This is a genomic window from Spirosoma agri, from assembly GCF_010747415.1.
Taxonomy (GTDB): Bacteria; Bacteroidota; Bacteroidia; order Cytophagales; family Spirosomataceae; genus Spirosoma; species Spirosoma agri.
Map to the genome: position 1 here is coordinate 920,981 of NZ_JAAGNZ010000002.1, position 19,370 is coordinate 940,350.

At 51.5% G+C, this 19,370-nt stretch carries 10 protein-coding genes; 8 read left to right on the forward strand and 2 right to left on the reverse strand.

Features of this window, described 5'->3' with window-relative positions; genetic code table 11:
• Positions 1-21: 21 nt before the first annotated feature.
• The 6 genes from GK091_RS20440 to GK091_RS20465 all read left to right on the forward strand — a co-directional run bounded on the left by GK091_RS20440 (position 22) and on the right by GK091_RS20465 (position 11,975).
• Positions 22-318, forward strand: coding sequence for a hypothetical protein (locus GK091_RS20440; RefSeq protein WP_164041735.1), 297 nt, complete (start codon positions 22-24; stop codon positions 316-318).
• Positions 319-357: 39 nt separating this feature from the next.
• Positions 358-2,763, forward strand: a complete 2,406-nt coding sequence (locus GK091_RS20445) for an ABC transporter permease (protein ID WP_164041736.1) — start codon at positions 358-360, stop codon at positions 2,761-2,763.
• Between the two features lie 266 nt (positions 2,764-3,029).
• On the forward strand, positions 3,030-5,483 hold the full coding sequence (locus GK091_RS20450) for an ABC transporter permease (protein ID WP_164041737.1): 2,454 nt from the start codon (positions 3,030-3,032) through the stop codon (positions 5,481-5,483).
• Positions 5,484-5,690: 207 nt separating this feature from the next.
• Positions 5,691-8,069, forward strand: coding sequence for an ABC transporter permease (locus GK091_RS20455; RefSeq protein WP_164041738.1), 2,379 nt, complete (start codon positions 5,691-5,693; stop codon positions 8,067-8,069).
• Positions 8,070-8,388: 319 nt separating this feature from the next.
• The gene (locus GK091_RS20460; RefSeq protein ID WP_164041739.1) at positions 8,389-10,773 is read left to right on the forward strand and encodes an ABC transporter permease; all 2,385 of its coding nucleotides are present in this window, start codon (positions 8,389-8,391) and stop codon (positions 10,771-10,773) included.
• 65 nt (positions 10,774-10,838) lie between these two features.
• A complete protein-coding gene (locus GK091_RS20465) occupies positions 10,839-11,975 on the forward strand; it encodes a PA14 domain-containing protein (protein WP_246202333.1) in 1,137 nt (378 codons plus the stop codon).
• A gap of 140 nt (positions 11,976-12,115) precedes the next feature.
• Here GK091_RS20465 and GK091_RS20470 read toward each other — a convergent pair whose 3' ends face one another.
• Together GK091_RS20470 and GK091_RS20475 are read right to left on the reverse strand one after the other, a co-directional pair.
• On the reverse strand, positions 12,116-13,552 hold the full coding sequence (locus tag GK091_RS20470) for a SusD/RagB family nutrient-binding outer membrane lipoprotein (RefSeq protein WP_164041740.1): 1,437 nt from the start codon (positions 13,550-13,552) through the stop codon (positions 12,116-12,118).
• A gap of 23 nt (positions 13,553-13,575) precedes the next feature.
• Complete coding sequence (locus GK091_RS20475) at positions 13,576-16,821, reverse strand: SusC/RagA family TonB-linked outer membrane protein (protein WP_164041741.1); 3,246 nt, start codon at positions 16,819-16,821, stop codon at positions 13,576-13,578.
• A gap of 824 nt (positions 16,822-17,645) precedes the next feature.
• On the opposite strand from GK091_RS20475, the gene GK091_RS20480 reads away from it, so the two are divergent.
• Positions 17,646-18,674: a DUF4097 family beta strand repeat-containing protein gene (locus tag GK091_RS20480; RefSeq protein WP_164041742.1), complete on the forward strand. Its 1,029-nt coding sequence runs from the start codon at positions 17,646-17,648 to the stop codon at positions 18,672-18,674.
• A 200-nt stretch (positions 18,675-18,874) separates the two neighbouring features.
• The gene (locus GK091_RS20485) at positions 18,875-19,354 is read left to right on the forward strand and encodes a DUF1648 domain-containing protein (RefSeq protein ID WP_164041743.1); all 480 of its coding nucleotides are present in this window, start codon (positions 18,875-18,877) and stop codon (positions 19,352-19,354) included.
• Positions 19,355-19,370 lie beyond the last annotated feature (16 nt).

Below are 19,370 nucleotides of genomic sequence, written 5' to 3' on the forward strand. Positions count from 1 at the left end.
CTTATCTAGATCTAAACTACTATGGCACACATCGCTATTCCCATCCCGTCGGCACCCGGCAAACAGGACATCGAAATTGACGTGACCATCAACGGTAAAAAGCACGAACTGCACTACCGCGTCGAGCTTTTCTATTGGGGCGACTGTACCGTACCAACCTTCGACCGGGTGGACTGTCTGCGGGAAATGCTGTCGCAGTACGATCAGGACTGGTCGCTCTATTACATCGGCGCGCCAACGGACGATTTTGTTCCGATTGCCTTTATGAAAAAAGGCGATCGTGAGGTACAGCGTAAATTACTGGTTGGAGCCGTATAGCCGATCAACACAGTACTCCATCAATATCAATATAAGGCCATGTTCCGCAACTACATCAAAATTGCCTTACGTAATCTGACGAAACATAAAGCATTCAGCTTTATCAACATCACGGGTGTTGCTGTCGGACTGGCGTGTTTTCTGCTCATTGCGCTCTACGTCAGAGACGAACTGAGTTATGATCGATATAACACAAACGTCGACCGGATTTATCGGATTTCGCGGACATTCCTGTCGTCGCAGGGAAGCGCTTCGTTGAAGCTGGCGCAGATTGCTCCGCCATTTGGGCCGCTGATCAAACAGGACTTTCCCGAGGCTGAACAGGTTGTTCGCACCCTCAACAATGGTGGGCTGCTTCGGTACGGCGAACACGCGTTCAACGAACAGGACATGTTCTTCGCAGAACATAATCTGTTCAAGGTGTTTGATGTTCAGTTTGTGAGCGGCAATCCCGACCAGGCGTTGGTAAATCCATTTTCGATTCTGTTTTCGCGGCCAATGGCGGAGAAATACTTCGGCCGCGAAAACCCGATTGGTAAGACGGTTCGGCTCGACAACCAGTATGATCTGACCGTTACGGGCGTTTACGAGCCGCTGCCTGCGCAGGCGCACGTTCATCCCCAGTTTCTGCTGTCTTTTTCTACGCTGAACGACCCGCGCATCTATGGCGCCGAAGGATTGCGGACGAACTGGAGCAATAACGCGTTTAACACCTACGTGCTGCTGAAAGCTGGTGCCAGTCCACAGCGGATGGAAGCGGCCTTACCGGCGTTTCAGGACAAGCACATGGGCGCCGGAGAGGGCAGCAAACCATCGACTTGGTCGGTGCTGAACCTACAGAACGTGGCGGCTATTCATTTGCATTCACACACTGATTCGGAAGTAGAACCAACCGGCGATATCCGGTATGTTTACCTGTTTTCGGCTATCGGTTTATTCATTCTGCTCATTGCCTGCATCAATTACATGAATCTGGCAACCGCTCGCTCGGCTGGGCGCGCAAGAGAGGTTGGTATGCGCAAGGTTGTAGGGGCCTTGCGCAGCCAGCTCATCAGTCAGTTTCTGAGTGAATCGGTCATTGTGGTTCTGTTCGCGCTGGGCGTTGCCGTAGTGCTGGTTATGCTGTGCCTGCCCGCGCTGAATAGCTTCACCCACAAACAGCTCGATTTTAACCAGCTTGTCGATCCGGTTTTCCTGAGTATTCTGATCGGTATTACGCTGTTGACGGGCCTGGTAGCGGGTAGCTATCCCGCGTTTTTCCTGACATCATTCCGACCGCTCGGCGTTCTGAAAGGGCAGATCACAGCGGCTGTTCGCACCGGTACATTACGACAGACGCTGGTGATTACGCAGTTTGCCATTGCTGTTGCGCTGATTATCAGTACGGCGGTAGTCTACAACCAGATGACCTATATTCAGGATTATCGCCTGGGCTTTCAGAAAGATCAGGTTTTGTTGCTACCCGACATTGGTGACTCGACAACGAACTACGAGACGTTCAAGCAGCAGTTGACCGAAACGGGTGTGGTCGGTGAGGTGGGGCGTTCCTCGCGGATTCCGTCGGGCCGATTGCTGGATTCATACGATGCCGCTGCGCAGAAAGGAGATAGCCTGGCCCCGATTACGGTCAACCTGCGTCGTTTGCAGATCGACTACGATTTTATTCCGGCGTATCAGATTGGTATGGTGGCTGGTCGCAATTTCTCCCGGTCTTTTTCCACGGATACATCCATGATCGTACTGAACGAAACGGCGGTCCGGCTCCTGGGCTGGACACCGCAGCAGGCGATTGGCAAGTCGTTTCGATATGGCCCGACTAAGGGTCAAATTATCGGCGTGACGAAGGACTATCATTTCGAGTCGCTGCATCAGAAAGTAGGTGCCATTGCTATGGTCATGTCAACCAAAAACCTCAACTGGCTGTCCGTTCCGATCAAGGGAAACGTTCCCGCTGGTGTCAAACGAGTGGAAGCAGTCTGGAAGCGATTTTTTCCGCAACGTCCTTTCGATTATCAATTTCTGGACGAACGCTTTGGCCGACTCTATGCCCTGGAGCAAACGCAGCAGACGTTGTTTACGGTGTTTGCCAGCGTCGCCATTTTGATCTCCTGTCTGGGTTTGTTTGGTTTATCCATGTTCATGGCCGAGCAGCGCACGAAAGAAATCGGGGTTCGTAAAGTACTCGGTGCGTCGGTGTCGAGTCTGGTTGCGTTGCTATCGCAGGACTTTCTAAAACTGGTTGGTATTGCTATTTTGATTGCGTCGCCGGTGGCAGGCTGGGCTATGGCGCAATGGCTCGATAGTTTCGCTTATCATACCTCGCTCAGCGTATGGGTATTTGCCTTGGCTGCGGTTCTGGCGGTTGGCATTGCGCTGCTGACCATCAGTTTCCAAAGCCTCAAAGCCGCCTTGATGAATCCGGTGAAAAGTTTGCGCAGTGAATGATCCTGTGCTGTTCCGGCGGTTGTCTTGAGTAGAAACGCAACTCCTTGCGTCTCCTGTGCGTCAGCAAACCCATCCGGTCAGGAGACGCAAGGGATTGCGTCTCTACTTTGCACCAACATTACTGTCCGTAACTGGTCGGGAAAATCGTCCATTTGCGGACAATAGGCTTATTGTTAAAAGTATAAGATGTTGATATTTAGGTATTTAATAGTTTGGTGCGCCGTTTGTGTGAATAGTATCATCGTTCTACCTAAGCTACTAGATCTATGCTTCTCAACTACCTGAAAATCGCCCTGCGCAATCTGCGGAAAAATCGGGTGTTCTCCCTGATCAACATTGCCGGGCTGGCGCTGGGCATCGCGGCCTTCGTCCTGATTCTGGAATACGTTGCCTACGAACGCAGCGTCAACCGGTTTCAGGAGAAACTAGCCACCCTGTATCGGCTGTCCACGCAAACGCCGGAGGGTGATGTTTGGGTTGATATGGCCCCGGCCGTGGCACCACTGGCTAAACGCGAATTTCCGGAAGTCAAGGACTACTGTCGTATCGCCGAACATTCCGCAAATGGCATCGTAAGCCTGACAAACGGGCGTGATGCTCAGGTACCTCTGTCGTTCCGGGAAAGTAAACTAGCGTATGCCGATGCCAGTTTCTTCACGCTCTTCACATTTCCGCTCATCAAGGGCACGGCATCGGCGGCTCTCACTCAACCCAACACGGTTGCGCTGTCGCAGTCGCAGGCCCGGAAGTATTTCGGCGATGCAAAACCACTTGGCCGCACTCTGACGCTTAACAACCAGTTTGGAAAGACGCTGTATACCGTTACGGCGGTGTACGCCGATATGCCCCCAAACTCCGATCTGTTTTTTGATGCGATCTTTTCGCTTCAGACACTGGCTAATCCGGCTAACCTGAATGGCAACGACTGGGCCCGACTGGACAGTTTCTACGGTACGTACCTGACGACATTTCTACAGCTACCGGCGCAACCGTTCGACGCCAGCGTTCTGGCTGCGAAATTTAATGCGTTCAACAAAAAAGCAAACCCTAAAGACGAGAATCTATTCCTGCTGCAACCCGCTGCCAACATCCATCTGGCAGCCTCTTTGAGCGATGTGTATCAAACGAGCGGCAGTCTGGGGTTCGTGTACCTGCTTAGCGGTATTGCCGGTCTGATTCTGTTGATCGCCTGGTTCAATTACGTAAATCTGTCCACGGCGGGGGCTTTGAAGCGCGCTAAAGAGGTCGGTGTTCGAAAAGTGATCGGTGCCGGGCAGGGGCAACTCATTTGGCAATTCCTCGGCGAATCATTCCTGCTGAATGTCGTCGGATTTGTGACTGCGTTACTGCTGGTAATGGCGCTGCAAGGGATTTTCAACCAGTTTGTCGGGAAAGAGTTGTCCTTGAGTATTTTGAATACGGATGGCTTTTGGCTGGTCGGGGCTGTCCTATTGGTGGTCGGGGCCATCGTATCGGGGGGGTATGTTGCCTTCGCGCTAACGTCGTTCCAGCCCATTCAGACGCTGAAAGGCACGTATCAGGCTGGTAAAGGCGGGTGGTTACGTAAAACGCTGGTGGTTGCACAGTTCAGTGCGTCGATAGCACTGGTGATTGCCACGCTGGTGCTGTACCGGCAGTTGCAGTATATGCAGAGTAAGGATCTCGGTGTCCGGCTGGCGCAGCGAGTCGTTATCAAAGGCCCATCGGTCAATCTGAATGGGTCGTTCAAACCCGGAACCGAAGCCCTTGAGCACGAGCTTAGCCAGTTGTCGTACGTGAAAAACTTCTGCCAGACAAGCATCGTGCCGGGTAATTTCTACAACTTCACGGCGAATGGAATTGCCAAACAAAATCCCCGGATCGGCGATGATAAGAAAAGCTATTCGATGGGTATCGTCGATGACCGTTTCCTGAAAACCTACGAAATTAAACTAGCGGCTGGTCGGAATTTTACCGTTCGCGAGGCCGAACTAGGCTATGAGAAAAGTGCTAAACTGATGATCAACGAAACCAGTGCGCGTCAGCTGGGTTTTGCGTCTCCCGAGAAAGCGGTCGGTCAGATTATCAACTGGGGACAGCCGTTTGAAATCGTTGGCGTTGTGAAGGATTACCACCATCAGGGCCTGCAAAAAGCCATTGATCCGGTCATTTTTATGCCGCGCCGATCGGTTAGCGACCTGACGGTACAGCTGACCACGGACCCCACGCAGGGTGGCCGTATTCAGGATAAACTGGCTGAACTGGAGCGACTCTACAAAGCCAGTTACCCCGGTAATCCGTTCGAATTTTACTTCGCCGACGAGAACTACAACAGACAATACCAAAGCGAACAGCAGTATGGACAGGTGTTTACGCTGGCATCGGTACTCGCTATTTTTATTGCGTGTCTGGGACTGTTTGGTCTAGTAGCCTACACTACCGAACAACGCACGAAAGAAATCGGGGTTCGGAAGGTATTGGGCGCATCGATCACGAGTATTGTCGCGCTGCTTTCCAAAGACTTCTTAAAACTAGTGCTGGTTGCTATCGGTATCGCGTCTCCGCTGGCCTGGTGGGGCATGAATAGCTGGCTACAGACGTTTGCCTACAAGGTAGGTTTCGAATGGTGGATTTTTGCACTGGCCGCTTTACTGGCCACCGGGATCGCCGTTGCCACGGTCAGTTTTCAGAGCATCAAAGCGGCCTTAATGAACCCCGTCAAATCCCTACGCAGCGACTAACGTAGAGACGCAATCCTTTGCGTCTCTCATGCGTCAGCAATGACCACCCCGACGAGGAACAAGGGCACGAAGCAGATGGTAACCATTGCTGACGCGAATGAGACCGCACCGCCGGTGCGATCTCTACAAACAAAACCTTAACTTTTTTTAACAGAGCGAATTCTTCGTGTGTACGTACCTTGACCAACAATTAGTTACGTACGCACGATGATCAAGAATTACCTCAAGATTGCCTGGCGCGGTCTGCGCAAAAACAAAGGGTTCAGCTTCATAAACATCACCGGCCTGGCGGTTGGTATGGCCGTTGCCATGCTGATTGAGCTTTGGGTATGGGATGAGTTGACGTTCGACCGGTTTTACGACAATGAATCGCGTCTGTATCGGGTCATGCTCAATCGGACGGCGAATGGCACCACAACCACGCAGTCCAATGGACCGTTGCCGCTGGTTGATGCCCTGCGGAACGAGGTGCCGGAAATTAAGTCCGTTACCGAGAGCCTGACAACATCATTACAGGCTGATGATGGATTACAGGTGGGTGAAACGAAGATTCTGCGGAAGCGGCAACATGTGGGCGAGCAATTTCTCCAACAGTTCCGTTTCCCGATGCGCCACGGCAACTGGACCACGTCGCTTCGTGACCCTAACTCAATTGTGCTGACGGAAGAAACCGCCAGTGCGCTATTTGGTGCAGCTGACCCAATGGGTAAGCTCGTCCGGCTCAATAATCAGTTCGATTTGAAAGTGACGGGTGTACTGACCAAGCTACCCGCTAACACCGCCTGGGATTTTCAGTTTCTGGTGCCGTTCCGACAGTATGAACTCAATACGCCTTGGATGTCAGGTAGCCGAATGGATTGGAACAATAACGCGATCAATCTGCTGGTTGAGCTACAGCCAAACGTAGATGATAAGGCGCTGGCTCCGAAGCTCAAAGGCATCATCAAACGCCATTATCCCGAATCGATCTTCGAGGTATTTCTCCACCCGGTATCGAAATGGCATTTGTACGACGAATTTCAGAACGGTAAGAACGTAGGCGGTTTTATTGGCTACGTGCGTTTGTTTGGTCTGGTTGGCTTGTTCGTTCTGCTGATTGCCTGTATCAACTTCATGAATCTTTCCACGGCTCGTTCCGAAAAGCGGGCGAAAGAAGTGGGCATTCGCAAGTCGGCGGGGTCGCTGCGGTCGCAACTCATCGGGCAGTTTCTGATCGAGTCGTTGTTGGTGGCTGGTCTGGCACTTGTACTGAGTTTGTTACTGGTTCTGGCAACGCTGGGTCTGTTCAATGGGTTGACGCAAAAACAACTCTCGTTACCCTGGCGTGAACCTGTTTTCTGGCTACTAACGCTCGGCTTTACGCTAATTACGGGCTTGCTGGCCGGTAGTTATCCCGCCTTTTATCTGTCCTCATTTCAGGCCATACGCGTACTAAAAGGAAGCGTTCACACCGGTCGTCGCGCTAACTGGCCCAGAAAGTTACTGGTTGTTGCGCAGTTCACGGTGTCGATTACCTTCATTATCAGTATGGTTGTAGTCTATCAGCAGATTCAATACGCCAAGCAGCGACCCGTTGGTTACAATCCTGACCGCCTGATGATGGTATCGCTGACCGCCGATCTGAGTCGGAATTATGAAGCCGTTCGGAATGCGTTGATCCGGTCGGGTGTGGTCGAACGTGTGACGAAGGCATCAAGCCCGGCAACGACGATTCTGAACGATACCCGGATCGACTGGGCCGGTAAAGCATCGGACGAAATTATGCGGGTTAACCTGGTTTCTACATCGCCTGACTATCTCAACACAATGGATACGAAGCTGATCGCCGGTCGTGACTTTCGTACGGATGGGGCCGATTCGCTGTCTGTGATTTTGAACGAAGCTGCGGTGAAGGCCATGCGCCTGCAAAACCCACTCAACCAGGAGTTGACGATGGTCTGGGACCCCAGTCGCAAACTTCGGGTCATTGGGGTAGTCGAAAACTCGGTGATCGAATCGCCGTATGACCCGATCAATCCGCTTGTACTCGCCTACAACCCATCGTTTGAGAATACCATCATTTTCCGGCTTCGGAACGGGATAACTACGCAGGGTGCACTGGCGCAAATTCAGCCGATTTTTCAAAAGTTCAACCCCGCTTATCCTTTCGATTACCAGTTCGTCAATGATGAGTACGGGCGCAAATTCAGACAGGAAGAACTGGTTGGCAAGCTCGCTGGCGTGTTCGCTGTGCTGGCTATTTTTATCAGCTGCCTGGGTTTATTCGGGTTGGCGGCACACCTTGCTGAACAACGTACCAAAGAGGTCGGCATCCGGAAAGTACTGGGCGCAAGTTTTTTGAGTGTATGGGGGCTCTTGGCGCGGGAGTTTGTCTGGCTGGTCGGGATTGCCTGTCTGATTGCATCGCCCATAGCTGCCGTGTTCCTGACGAACTGGCTGGACAACTATTCGTATCGGATCAGCCTGAATGCCTGGGTCTTCGTGCTGGCGAGTGGTTTAGCACTGTTGATCGCTTTACTCACCGTCAGTTTCCAGGGTGTTCGTGCCGCGCTGGTCAATCCGGTGAAGAGTTTACGCAGTGAATAATGCTGAACCATTGGGAAACCTTAGTAGTAGAGACCGGTCCGCCGGTGCGGCAATCCCTTGCGTCTCTTGGCCGGATGGTATTGCTGACGCGAATGAGACCGCACTGTCGGTGATGCGGCATTCCGACCGGCAAGGGATTGCCGCACCGGCGGACCGGTCTCTACAAGGGAATCGCTGTCCGTAATTGGTCATTGAAACCGTCCATTTGCGGACAATCTGCTAGTTTTCATAAATGTAATTGCAAGATAATGAGTTAGTTGATGTTTTGGTACGTCATTTGGGCGATTCCTGTTATCGTTTTACCTAAACTACGCGCTGTATGTTACGCAACTACCTGAAAATAACCGTCCGGACACTCTGGAAAAACAAACTCTTCAGTGGCCTTAACATCGTTGGGCTGGGCATCGGGATGGCGGCCGTATGGCTGATGGTGTTGTACGTTAGCGATGAACTGAGCTACGACCGGTTCCATACGAATGCTAATCGCATCGTTCGGGTAACGCATTTCGCCGAATGGCCCGGAGGTAACCTCAAATTAGCTTCAACATCGGCTCCGTACGCGTCTGCGCTGCAAAACGATTATCCGGAAATTGAGAAAACCGTTCGGATCGTTCCGGAAGGGGGCGGCACGCTAACGGTCAAGAACAAAAAAATAGATGTAGGGGATATCTATTTCACCGATAAAACGATCTTCGATGTCTTTACCTTTCCGTTCCTTTACGGCGATCCGGTAACCGCGCTGGCAAAACCGCAAAGTATTGTTCTGACAAAAAGCATTGCCGAAACGCTGTTTGGTGAAGCTCGAAAAGCGATTGGTCAGGTCGTTGAGTTCGACAACCACTTTCCGAATACCGTCACGGGTGTTATGGATGATGTTCCGGCTAATTCGCATCTCCAGTTCAGGGCGTTGCGTTCCCTACCCTCGAACTACACCAATGGCTGGCAGAGTTTTGAATTATACACCTATCTGCTGCTGACGAAAGAAAGCGATTACAAGGCTCTGGAAGCGAAACTGCCCGGTTTCTATCAAAAATATGTAAAGAAAGAAATGGGTGAGATCAATTACCGCATGGAGCTTCAACCCTTGACATCGATTCACCTGCATTCGCATCTGGATTATGAACTAGGTCCAAACGGCAACATGGCTACCGTATCTATTTTCGGACTGGTGGCAGCATTGATCTTACTGATTGCCTGCATCAATTACGTGAATTTGTACACCGCCCGCTCCCTCAAACGGACCTGTGAAGTTGGCGTTCGGAAAGCAATCGGTTCGCACCGATTGCAGCTTGTCGGGCAGTTTTTGACCGAGTCCGTGCTAATGACGTTTATGGCGGGTCTGGTTGGTGTTGCTTTGGCGACAATGACGTTGCCCTACTTTAATCAGATGGCCGATAAAACGCTGTCAATCGGTGGAACCGGTCAGCGGCTGTTTATCGTGACGCTGTTCGCCCTGGTCATTGGAGCGTTGAGCGGGCTGTATCCCGCGTGGCTGCTGTCTACTTTTCGACCCGTAGCGGCTTTGAAGGGATTGGTCGGTAGCCAGCTCGGGAGTGTTACGTTTAAGCAGTCGATGGTTGTGTTTCAGTTTGTGGCAACCGTCGCGTTGATTGCCTGCTCGGGTATTGTTTATCGGCAAATGGAATTTGTACGGCATAAAGATCTGGGCTTCAACAAAGAGCAGGTACTTACCTTTCACATTGATAACGAAGACGTTCGGCTACGGGTTGAGGCCCTGAAAGAACGGCTGGGGCAAAGTCCGTTGATCGAAAGCGTCGCTACCGCCAGTAATCCAATTGGCAATAACAATATTGGTGGTGGTAGTATGTTTTTCGAACAGAACGGAGTAATGGGGTCATCTGCGCAGGTAGTGCAGCGGTTTCTGGTTGATTCAGACTACCTCAAGACACTAGAAATCAAATTAGTGAGCGGTCGTAGCTTTTCGAAGTCTTTTAAAAGCGACTTGACGAATGCGGTGTTGGTAAATGAAACGCTGGTAAAGAAAATGGGTTGGAAAGACCCAATCGGGAAACGCATTCGCTACTACATCGATAACGAAAAACATACGGCTGAAGCACGGGTGGTGGGCGCCATCGCCGATTTTCACACCTATTCACTTCAGCACAAGATCGAGCCGCTGGTTCTACAAATGCCCGCACCGGCTGACAGAGACAATGTGTACGTCCGGATTCAGCCCGCCAAAACGACTGACGCCCTGGCGTTCATCAAATCGGTTTATCAGACCTTTGACCCGACGGCTACGCTGGATTTTCACTTTCTTGACGAGAACTTCTCCAAACAATATAAAGCAGAGCAGAAGCAGGGTGAAGTTTTGCTAACGTTTACGATGCTGGCCGTTCTGATCGCGTGTTTGGGCTTGTTTGGGCTGGCTGCTTTTGCCGCCGAACAGCGCACCAAAGAAATTGGCGTCCGCAAGGTGCTGGGTGCATCGGTGAGTAGCATCGTCGTGATGCTTTCCCGCGACTTTCTGAAGCTGGTTCTTATTGCCGTTGTGTTGGCTACGCCCGTTGCGTGGTTTGCCATGCACCGCTGGCTTCAGAACTTCGCCTATAAAGTGAATATCGAGTGGTGGGTCTTTGCGGTAGCGGGTGTACTAGCGATTGGTATCGCCTTACTAACCGTTAGTTTTCAGAGTGTGAAAGCGGCTCTGATGAATCCGGTGAAAAGTTTAAGAAGTGAGTAGAAACGCCACGGAATGCCGCACCGGGATGCGGCATTCCGTGGCGTTTCTACCTAGATTGACTAACGATGCTTCGGAATCTGAGTCGAAACAGGCAACATACTAGCCTGAACGTTGGTAGACTAGCCATTTGGCTTGCTGCTTACCTGGTTATGGTCCTCTACGCTAAAGCTCAGCCGGGCCTGAAGGGCGACTACTACACCGGAACCAATTTCGAGCGGAAGATTTTGACGCGCGTCGACCCGGAACTTAATTTTCACTGGAATCGAAATGGCCCTGCTACAAACATGCCTCGCTCGTATTATTCGATTCGGTGGACGGGTAAAATTATGGCACCGGTTACGGGGCAGTACGGTTTTTTTGCCAAAGTAGATGACGGTATACGCGTCTGGGTCGGCAATAAAAAAGTGATGGATTCCTGGCAGCTCAACGACTCTAAAAACTACAGTGGTACGATACTGCTGGAAGCAGGTCGTTATTACGATTTACGGGTCGATTACTTCAATGCCATGCTGGGGGGCGAACTCGAACTTCACTGGAAGCGCCCCGATCAGAAAAAACCATTGATTCGTTTTTCTGATAATTCCGGTGATCTGATAACGGCGCAGTATTTTCGACAAGCAGCCCCACCCGTTGCTGTTGAAGCCAAACCAGTAAAACCGGCTCCTATACCACCACCGCCCAAGCCTGCGCAACCAATCGGTAAGCCTGTACGCGACATCGCAAAAGTAACGCCAAAACCAGTCAGTCCGGCATCGCCTGTTGCCAAGCCCGTGATAGTGCCCAAACCTGTTTCGGAAACAACAGTGATCGCCGTTACTCCCCAACCGGCATCGGCTCCTGAACCTCAATCGGGACTAACGGCCGGAGAAACCGTTGTGTTGCGTAACGTTCAGTTTGAACAGAGTAGTTATAGCCTGTTACCCGAATCGTCGATAGAGCTGGATAAGTTGGTTGCTGCGTTGAAAACAAACGCGCAATGGCGTATTGACGTCGCTGGCCATACCGACAACGTAGGTGATCCGCGACTAAATCGGGCGCTTTCCGAAAATCGCGCGAAAGTGGTTGCTACCTACCTGATTCGGCACGGCATTGCTGAAGAGCGTATCGAGACGAAAGGATACGGAGGTTCACAACCCATTGCCGACAACGCTATCGAAACTGAACGCGTCAAAAACCGGCGCGTAGCAATCACAGTTCGATAATGTAGAGACGCATCATTGCGTCTCATTCGCGTCAGCAACTACCTGTGCGTCAGCAATTAATACGTAGCTAGTTGCTGACGCACAGGTAATTGCTGACGCACGGACAATTGCTGACGCACAGGAGACGCAATGATGCGTCTCTACCTGTAAATAGCGGGTGCTTCAAACGTAGCCGGTACTGGTTTGGGGGCGTTCGGATTCGAGTTCAGTTCGTTCTGTGGATAAATGAACCGCCACGGAAGCTGAGTGCCGTTGTTAGGGGTCAGCTTGATACCGTAGGCTTCGGCACGGGTACGGCGCTCATCGTTCCAGCCAAGGTGCTGTCCATAAAATGAAACATAGCGTTCCTCCAGAATTTCGCGAAGCAGGGCGTTATCCGCCGTAATGCCATCCGTATTTTCGATGCCGCCAGCCGCAAAGTCAGCCGCTACGTAAGGATCATATTTGTACGCTCCAGCGGTCAGATACGCCGAGTTGATGTAGCCGCCCGTAGCCAGAAATGCCCGGTACGCATTCAGGTGACCCAAGGCCGTCGTGAACCCTTTTCCGGAGCGCAAAGCCATCTCCGCCAGCGTCAGACTATTCTCTTGATACGTGACGAGGGGGAAACTGGCACTCTGGGCAAAAAAGCCGGTTGTACCCGTCGTATTTGGTTCAATTTTACCAGGGCTGTTGACGCCTACTTCTAGATAGTAAAACTTAAACCGGGCTGTCTCGATGGTTTTTGCGTTGTTCCGGTTTCTGGTGCTGGCAGGATTCAGTAGGCCAACATTGTAGGCACCAACGGCGTTGATATCACCGGTTCGTGCGCTGGCCAGAAACGAGAAATACGAATTCTGGTTTACGTTGGCGATGTTGCCGTGGGGGGCATACATCGAATTGGCGTAGGTACTTATCCCGCTTTGGGCGGCCGTATACGCAGCATCGTATTGTTTGGTATCGGTCAATAACCGGGCTTTCAGCGTGTAGGCTACCTGTAACCATTTGGCCGCATCACCACCAAAATGAATATCATCGTTTGTAACGGTGCCTACGCCTGATTTCAGGTCGGTGATGGCATCGTCCAGCAACGCCAGCAACTTTGTGTAAACCGTCGCCTGCGGTTCGAAGGCCGGATTTGGATACTTAGCAATATCACCCGCCTGATCGAACGGAATATCACCCCACAGTTCAGTGCCGGTAGCCAGTGCATTGGCCCGCAGGATCTTGGCGATAGCGACCATTTTACGATTGCCGAGCGCATTTGCCTGCTCGATGGTGAGCAGCGCGTTGGCGTTCGTTGCCTGAAAGACCAGGTTCCAGTCGCCATCGTAAACGCCGGCAGTAACGTTGTAATTGTAGTAATCCAGCCATTGTCGGTCAGCACCCGTGGCATACCCACTCCAGATGGTTGTCAGTCGGCTGGCCATACCTTCCTGCGTGGCCATATTGGCAAGCTCCGTACCTGTCAGCAGCAGACTGCCCGTTGATTTGGTCGGGTTGTTGGGATCTACGTTCAGGTTCTCGACGATAGACGAACAGCCGAAAAACTGGAGACCAAGCACAACGGCGACAATCGATTTATAGACTCGTTTCATGATAGCGCTTTTCTTCGTGAGAATTAGTAATTGATTTTTACGCTGAACAGCAGCGACTTGGTATTTGGGCTGTTGAAGTAGTCCTGGCCCCGCGAGTTGCTGGCTCCGTTCAGTGCCGTTTCCGGATCGATACCAACCATTTTCGTCCACAGGATTGGGTTACGTCCCGTTACGGTCAGGTCGATGGATTGTAGCTTGGTTTTCTGACGAAATTTTGGCGAACTGATTGAGTAGCCCACCGATACTTCGCGCAAACGCGTCCAGCTGGCATCCGTAATGAACTGTTCGACCAACGTGCTGAATCCACCCCCGATCGAGGTATAATACGACTGATCAAGCAGCACCGGCCCGGCCCCGAAGTTCCCGATATTGCCGCGTACGGTACTACCGGCTGTGATGGTTTTACCGGCGTAGTTCTTCATATCCTGCGTCAGCGTTACCTCGTTGCCAACGTCGGCATGGGTGCCGAAGTTATACAGAACCCCGCGTGTGCCATTGTAGAAATCCCCCCCCTGGAAGGTCTCGAAAAGGACGTTCAGCGTAACTTTCTTGTAGGAAAAATTGGTACCAAAACCGCCCCGATAGTCCGGGTTCGGGTCACCCACAACGCCGAACTGCGAGGCTACCTGTGGGAAACCATTGGCGTTAAGCTGCAACGCGCCCGTTTCTGTACGCAGATACGTACCCCCGTAGAGCGACGACATGGCGTAGCCTACTTTCGCGACGGTGCTGGCCGTGCTGCTGAATCCGCCAAGCGTGATGATGTCCGTTCCCGCCAGGTTGGTGACGCGGTTGATGTTGCGGCTCACGTTTCCGAAAACATTCCAGTTGAAGGAGTTCTTGCTCAGAATGGCGTAATTCAGTTCAAGCTCCCAGCCCTTGTTGCTCATCGAACCGGCATTGGTGTACTTCGACGTATAACCTGTCGAACCAGCCGCAGCGACATTGAGCAGAAGATTATCAATGTTGTTTTTATAATAGGTGAAACCGGCGGTCAGGCGGTTGTTCAGGAAGCGAAGATCGGCACCCACTTCGTATTCCGTCTTCCGTTCGGGTTGCAGGAAGGGGTCACCCTGCGTGCTGCTGCGTACGTACGCGCCGTTGCCATAGCCTGATCCGCTGAGTGGATTGGCCCAACTGCTAAACGACGCATTGACGTACGTTGTGGCATTCCGATAGGCATCGGGTTGTACGCCCACTGTACCATACGAAGCGCGGAGTTTGCCGAATGACAGAATCCGGTTGTCGCGCAGCATCGGCAATTGCGTAAACTGCCAGGCAAGATCGGCAGATGGGTAATAGAACGTCGATTTCGTCTGGCTACCGAACGTAGAGCCCGATTCAGCGGCTACCGACGCATTGACATACAACTGGTTGTAAAACCCAACGTTCAGGGTCGAGTAGAGACGGGCCATCCGGCGGTGCGTGGTGGTCCGGTACGGCGCATCGTTCGAGGTCAGCGAGTTACCGAAGTTGGCTGGTGCATCGGGAATAATGAATGTATTCATCGTGCCGCCCAGATTGAGGTATTTCCGGTCGTTGAGGTTAAAGCCTACGATCAGCGTGCTGGTAATGTTCTTGCCAAAATCGCCGAAGGCACGACCAATGATGTCGCCGTTCATTTCCGACTCTTTGTAGATCGCTTCCTCGAAACTGCCCAGGCCACTGTTCACGGCTGAGTTGACCGGATAGTTCGTGATGCGGTGATCGGTGTTCGCGTCAATACCGCCACGAACGGTTACGTCGAACCATTTTGAGGGCGTAATGAGCAGTTCGGAGCTTAGAATGAATCGGTCGACTTCCGAGAAATTAGTCAACTCCTTAATGGCCCAAAGTGGATCGTTGTAAATCGGGTTCGCCAAAGCGCCGAGGTAATTCCGGTACGACCGTTGCCGGTTCGGGATGGCACTGGCCGTTGGTGACGAAAAATAATTGCCCTTGTAATCGCGGCTGTCGAAATCAGGAGCAGAGCGCAGGTAGCCGATGTAAAGGCCATTGACACTGTTACTGCGCTGAATCCGGTTCGATGTTGTCCGGGCGTAAGTTGCATTGGTCGTGGCTTTAATCACATCGTTGAAACGACGTTCGGAGTTAAACCGGAGCGTGGTCCGGTTGTAATCGCTCTGGCCGTTGATGATGCCTTTCTGGCGCAGATCGCCAATGCTCATGTAAAAATTTCCCTTTTCATTACCACCGCTGATCGCCAGGTTGTTATCGATGTACGTACCCGTACGGAATACCGCGTCTTTACGCGCGTCGTTGTACGTTTCCTTCGAGTTCTTGGTGAGTATCGGATAATATGTTTTACCACTGTACGATTCGAAGCGTCCCGCGTTCATGTTGACGACATCGTCGCCCCCGGCCCGGTTGGCAATCTTATCTCCCCACGAATTGGCGACGGTCGGGTTATAGACGCCATCGGAACCCTGGCCGTAGTTGCTTTGTAGCGGATGGAGCAGGTTCGGCTTATCGAACGAAACGGTAGAGCTATACGAGATGTTGACCTTGTCGCTGTTTGCGCCTTTTTTTGTCGTGATCACGATGACACCATTGGCCGCCCGCGATCCCCACAGAGCAGCCGCCGAAGCACCCTTCAAAATCTGCATCGACGCAATGTCTTCGGGGTTGATGTCATTCAGGCGGGATTGCTGCGTTACACCGGCTGCCTGATCGCCAAGCGTCGAATTACTGATCGGAATACCGTCAACGATAACCAGTGGCTGCGTTGACCCCGTGATTGTGTTCTGACCCCGAATCTGGATATACGAACCGGCACCGGGGTCACCGGCTGATTTCGTGATCTGTACCCCGGCAGCCTTCCCGGACATACCATTGATAACGCCCGTTTCGCCCGAACGAACGATGTCTTTCGCTTCGATTTTAGAGGCTGTAGCGCCCCGTTTGTCGGCATTCTCCTTAAAACCCAGCGCACTAACGATTACCTCATCTAGTGAGGTTGCGTCGTGCTGAAGTCTGATCGAGATCGTGCTCTGGTTGCCAATCGGAACCTCAGCGGTTTTCATGCCGATGAAGGAAAAGACCAGCGAACCTTCTTTCGTCATACCCGCCGGAACGGAAATGGTATAGGCTCCTTCGGCATTGGTCGATGCACCGATTGTTGTGCCTTTAACAACCACGTTGACGCCGGGTGTGGGGGAATTATCGTCGCCAGATGTAATTATCCCTTTAATAACCCGACTCTGTGCCATGAGCTGGAGAGGTACATAGAGGGAGAATAACAGGATTAGCAGTAAATGTCTGTTTCGCATCTCACTTCGTTTTAGGATTGAAAAAGTACTATTTTGGTTAATTAGAGAATGGAACCTATAGCTGTTGGCAACGGGCTAGTTTCGTGCTAACAACGGTTAAAACCAGAACGGGCTCGTGGAGCGTTTTCGAATACATATCGGCTGTTTGCTGGCCTAGGCGCATCAGAAGTAAATGAATACGAACGTGTCTGGATGAAAAATAATGAACAGGTATGTCTTCTATAATTCCAAATATAATACTGTTATTAATTCATAGTCAAGATATAATATTACATTAAAGTTATTTTTCGGATTATATTATATTTAAAAATCGAATAGTTGAAATAATATTCTAGTTTGATTCTATTTGCCACTAATTTGTTTGATTTCAGCGCAATTGGCACAAGCAGTTTCTTTCCTGGTAAGTGTCTATAAAATAATGGGTTAATGCACTGGAATTGCTGATTGGTTTTACTGCTGCTATCGTTCAGCCAGGGCTAAATGCAAGCCAGACGTGCGTGGACTAACAAGGCGAACCTATTTGTACCCGCAAGCCTGAGCGCGGAACTAGTCAACTATCGGTAGGCAATCTCAAAAAAGGCTGAGCAGGTTTTGTCGGACACGCTGACTGCTCACCATCAGTCTAATGTGCAGGAATCAGCAAGAGCGTCAAACTCTCTTTCTTATAGGAAAAGTGCTAGTTGGTGGTTGATAGCCATACGCCGTATCTCGAAGATACGGCGTATGGCTATCAACCACTGAGCGAAGAGTACGGTAATTTGTTGGGGACGCGTGCAACCTTCCTGATGCGGCCTGCATCTTTGGTACATAAACAGAGAAATCATATGAAACGCACCCAGTTTCTACTTACCCTTGTGAGCGTCGCCACGCTCGCGTTGACCTCCCAGGCACAAGACCGGGATACACCCTACCAGACGAAGACGTTTTCGGGAAATATAAAGGCTGTCCGCGCCGAAACGTCGGGGGGGAGCCTGACCATCGAAGGTGGTACGGATATGAATGCGAAAGTCGAAATGTTTGTGCGGTCTAATAATGGGAATAACAACCTCGATAAAGCTGAAATCGAAGAACGGCTGAAAGACTATGACATTACCATCGCGATGGATAACAACACGATCGTGGCTACATCCAAGCGTAAAAACAACGACGACTGGAAGCGGGGATTGAGCATCAGCTTTAAATTCTACACGCCACGCAATGTCGCCACGGATCTGCGGACATCGGGCGGTAGTATTCGGCTGACTTCGCTTTCCGGTGTCCAGAAGTTTCGCACGAGTGGCGGTAGTCTGAACCTGACCGACATTGAAGGCGACATTGACGGACAAACATCGGGCGGCTCTATTCATATGGATCGTTGCCATAAAGACATTGACCTGCAAACATCGGGCGGATCGATTGAAGCCAGGGAGTCGTCGGGAAAAATGCGGTTGCATACATCAGGTGGCAGTATTCGGCTGACCGAACTGAAGGGTGACATCGACGCCCAGACCAGCGGTGGCAGTGTGAGTGGCGACGGCGTCGACGGCGACATCAAGGCAAGCACATCGGGTGGTTCGGTTCGGCTCGCCAACGTGTCGGGTAGTATTGACGCCAGCACCAGCGCGGGCGGTGTTGACGTAAGCATTACAAAACTGGGCAGTTACGTCCGGTTAACGACCAGCGCGGGTAGCGTTCGGGTCAAAATGCCGTTAGATAAGGGCATTACGCTGAATTTGAGCGGTAATAATATTAAAATTCCCCTTCATAACTTTAGTGGTGATACCGAAAAAGATCGCATCAAAGGAACCCTGAATGGTGGTGGTATCCCTGTAACCCTTGCCGCAAGCAGCGGTAGCGTATACGTGAACCAGTAAGCACGTCGTTATTGACAAAGTAATACATCGAAGGATGCAAAGGCCCGTCGGATTCGCTGACGGGCCTTTGTTATGCGCTCTGGAGCTGATAGAGACTGCTGGACTGGGTTATATCATTGACTGGCTACTCTATTTATTGCCATAAAATCGAGTTAGTCTTTACCTTTATCCTCAGAGGATAGTCCATTATCGATTTCGACATGAGTAGCTATGAGCGTAAGGCCAACCGGCTGACTATTTTTCTGCTTGTCGTCGTGGTGCTGCTATCCATTGGCGGGACGGTCTGGTTACCCGGCCCCATTCCCATCCACTTTAACGGCAAGGGGGAAGCGAACCGGTGGGGGAGTCCGGCCACGCTGCTGGTCCTGGCCTTTGTCTGTAGTTGTGTGGTCGGGCTATTCTGGCTAATTCGGCGCATACCTACTGAGCAGATGAATTTTCCCGGTCCCCGCACACCTGAAAATGTGGCTCAACAGCGGCAGAATATTGATGAGCTACTGGCTACCAATCGGGTCATAATAACGGGGTTGTTCTTGGGGGTCATCAGCCAGATCATGTGGGCGAGTATCTACAAACAAAAACAGATTATTCCGTGGCCGTCCTGGCTGTTCATCGTGCTGATTTTTGCGAGTACGATTGTTGGGCTGCTCAACGCCTTCCGCTTATCGGCGGAGCGCTAACCAGTTTTCGTCGTAT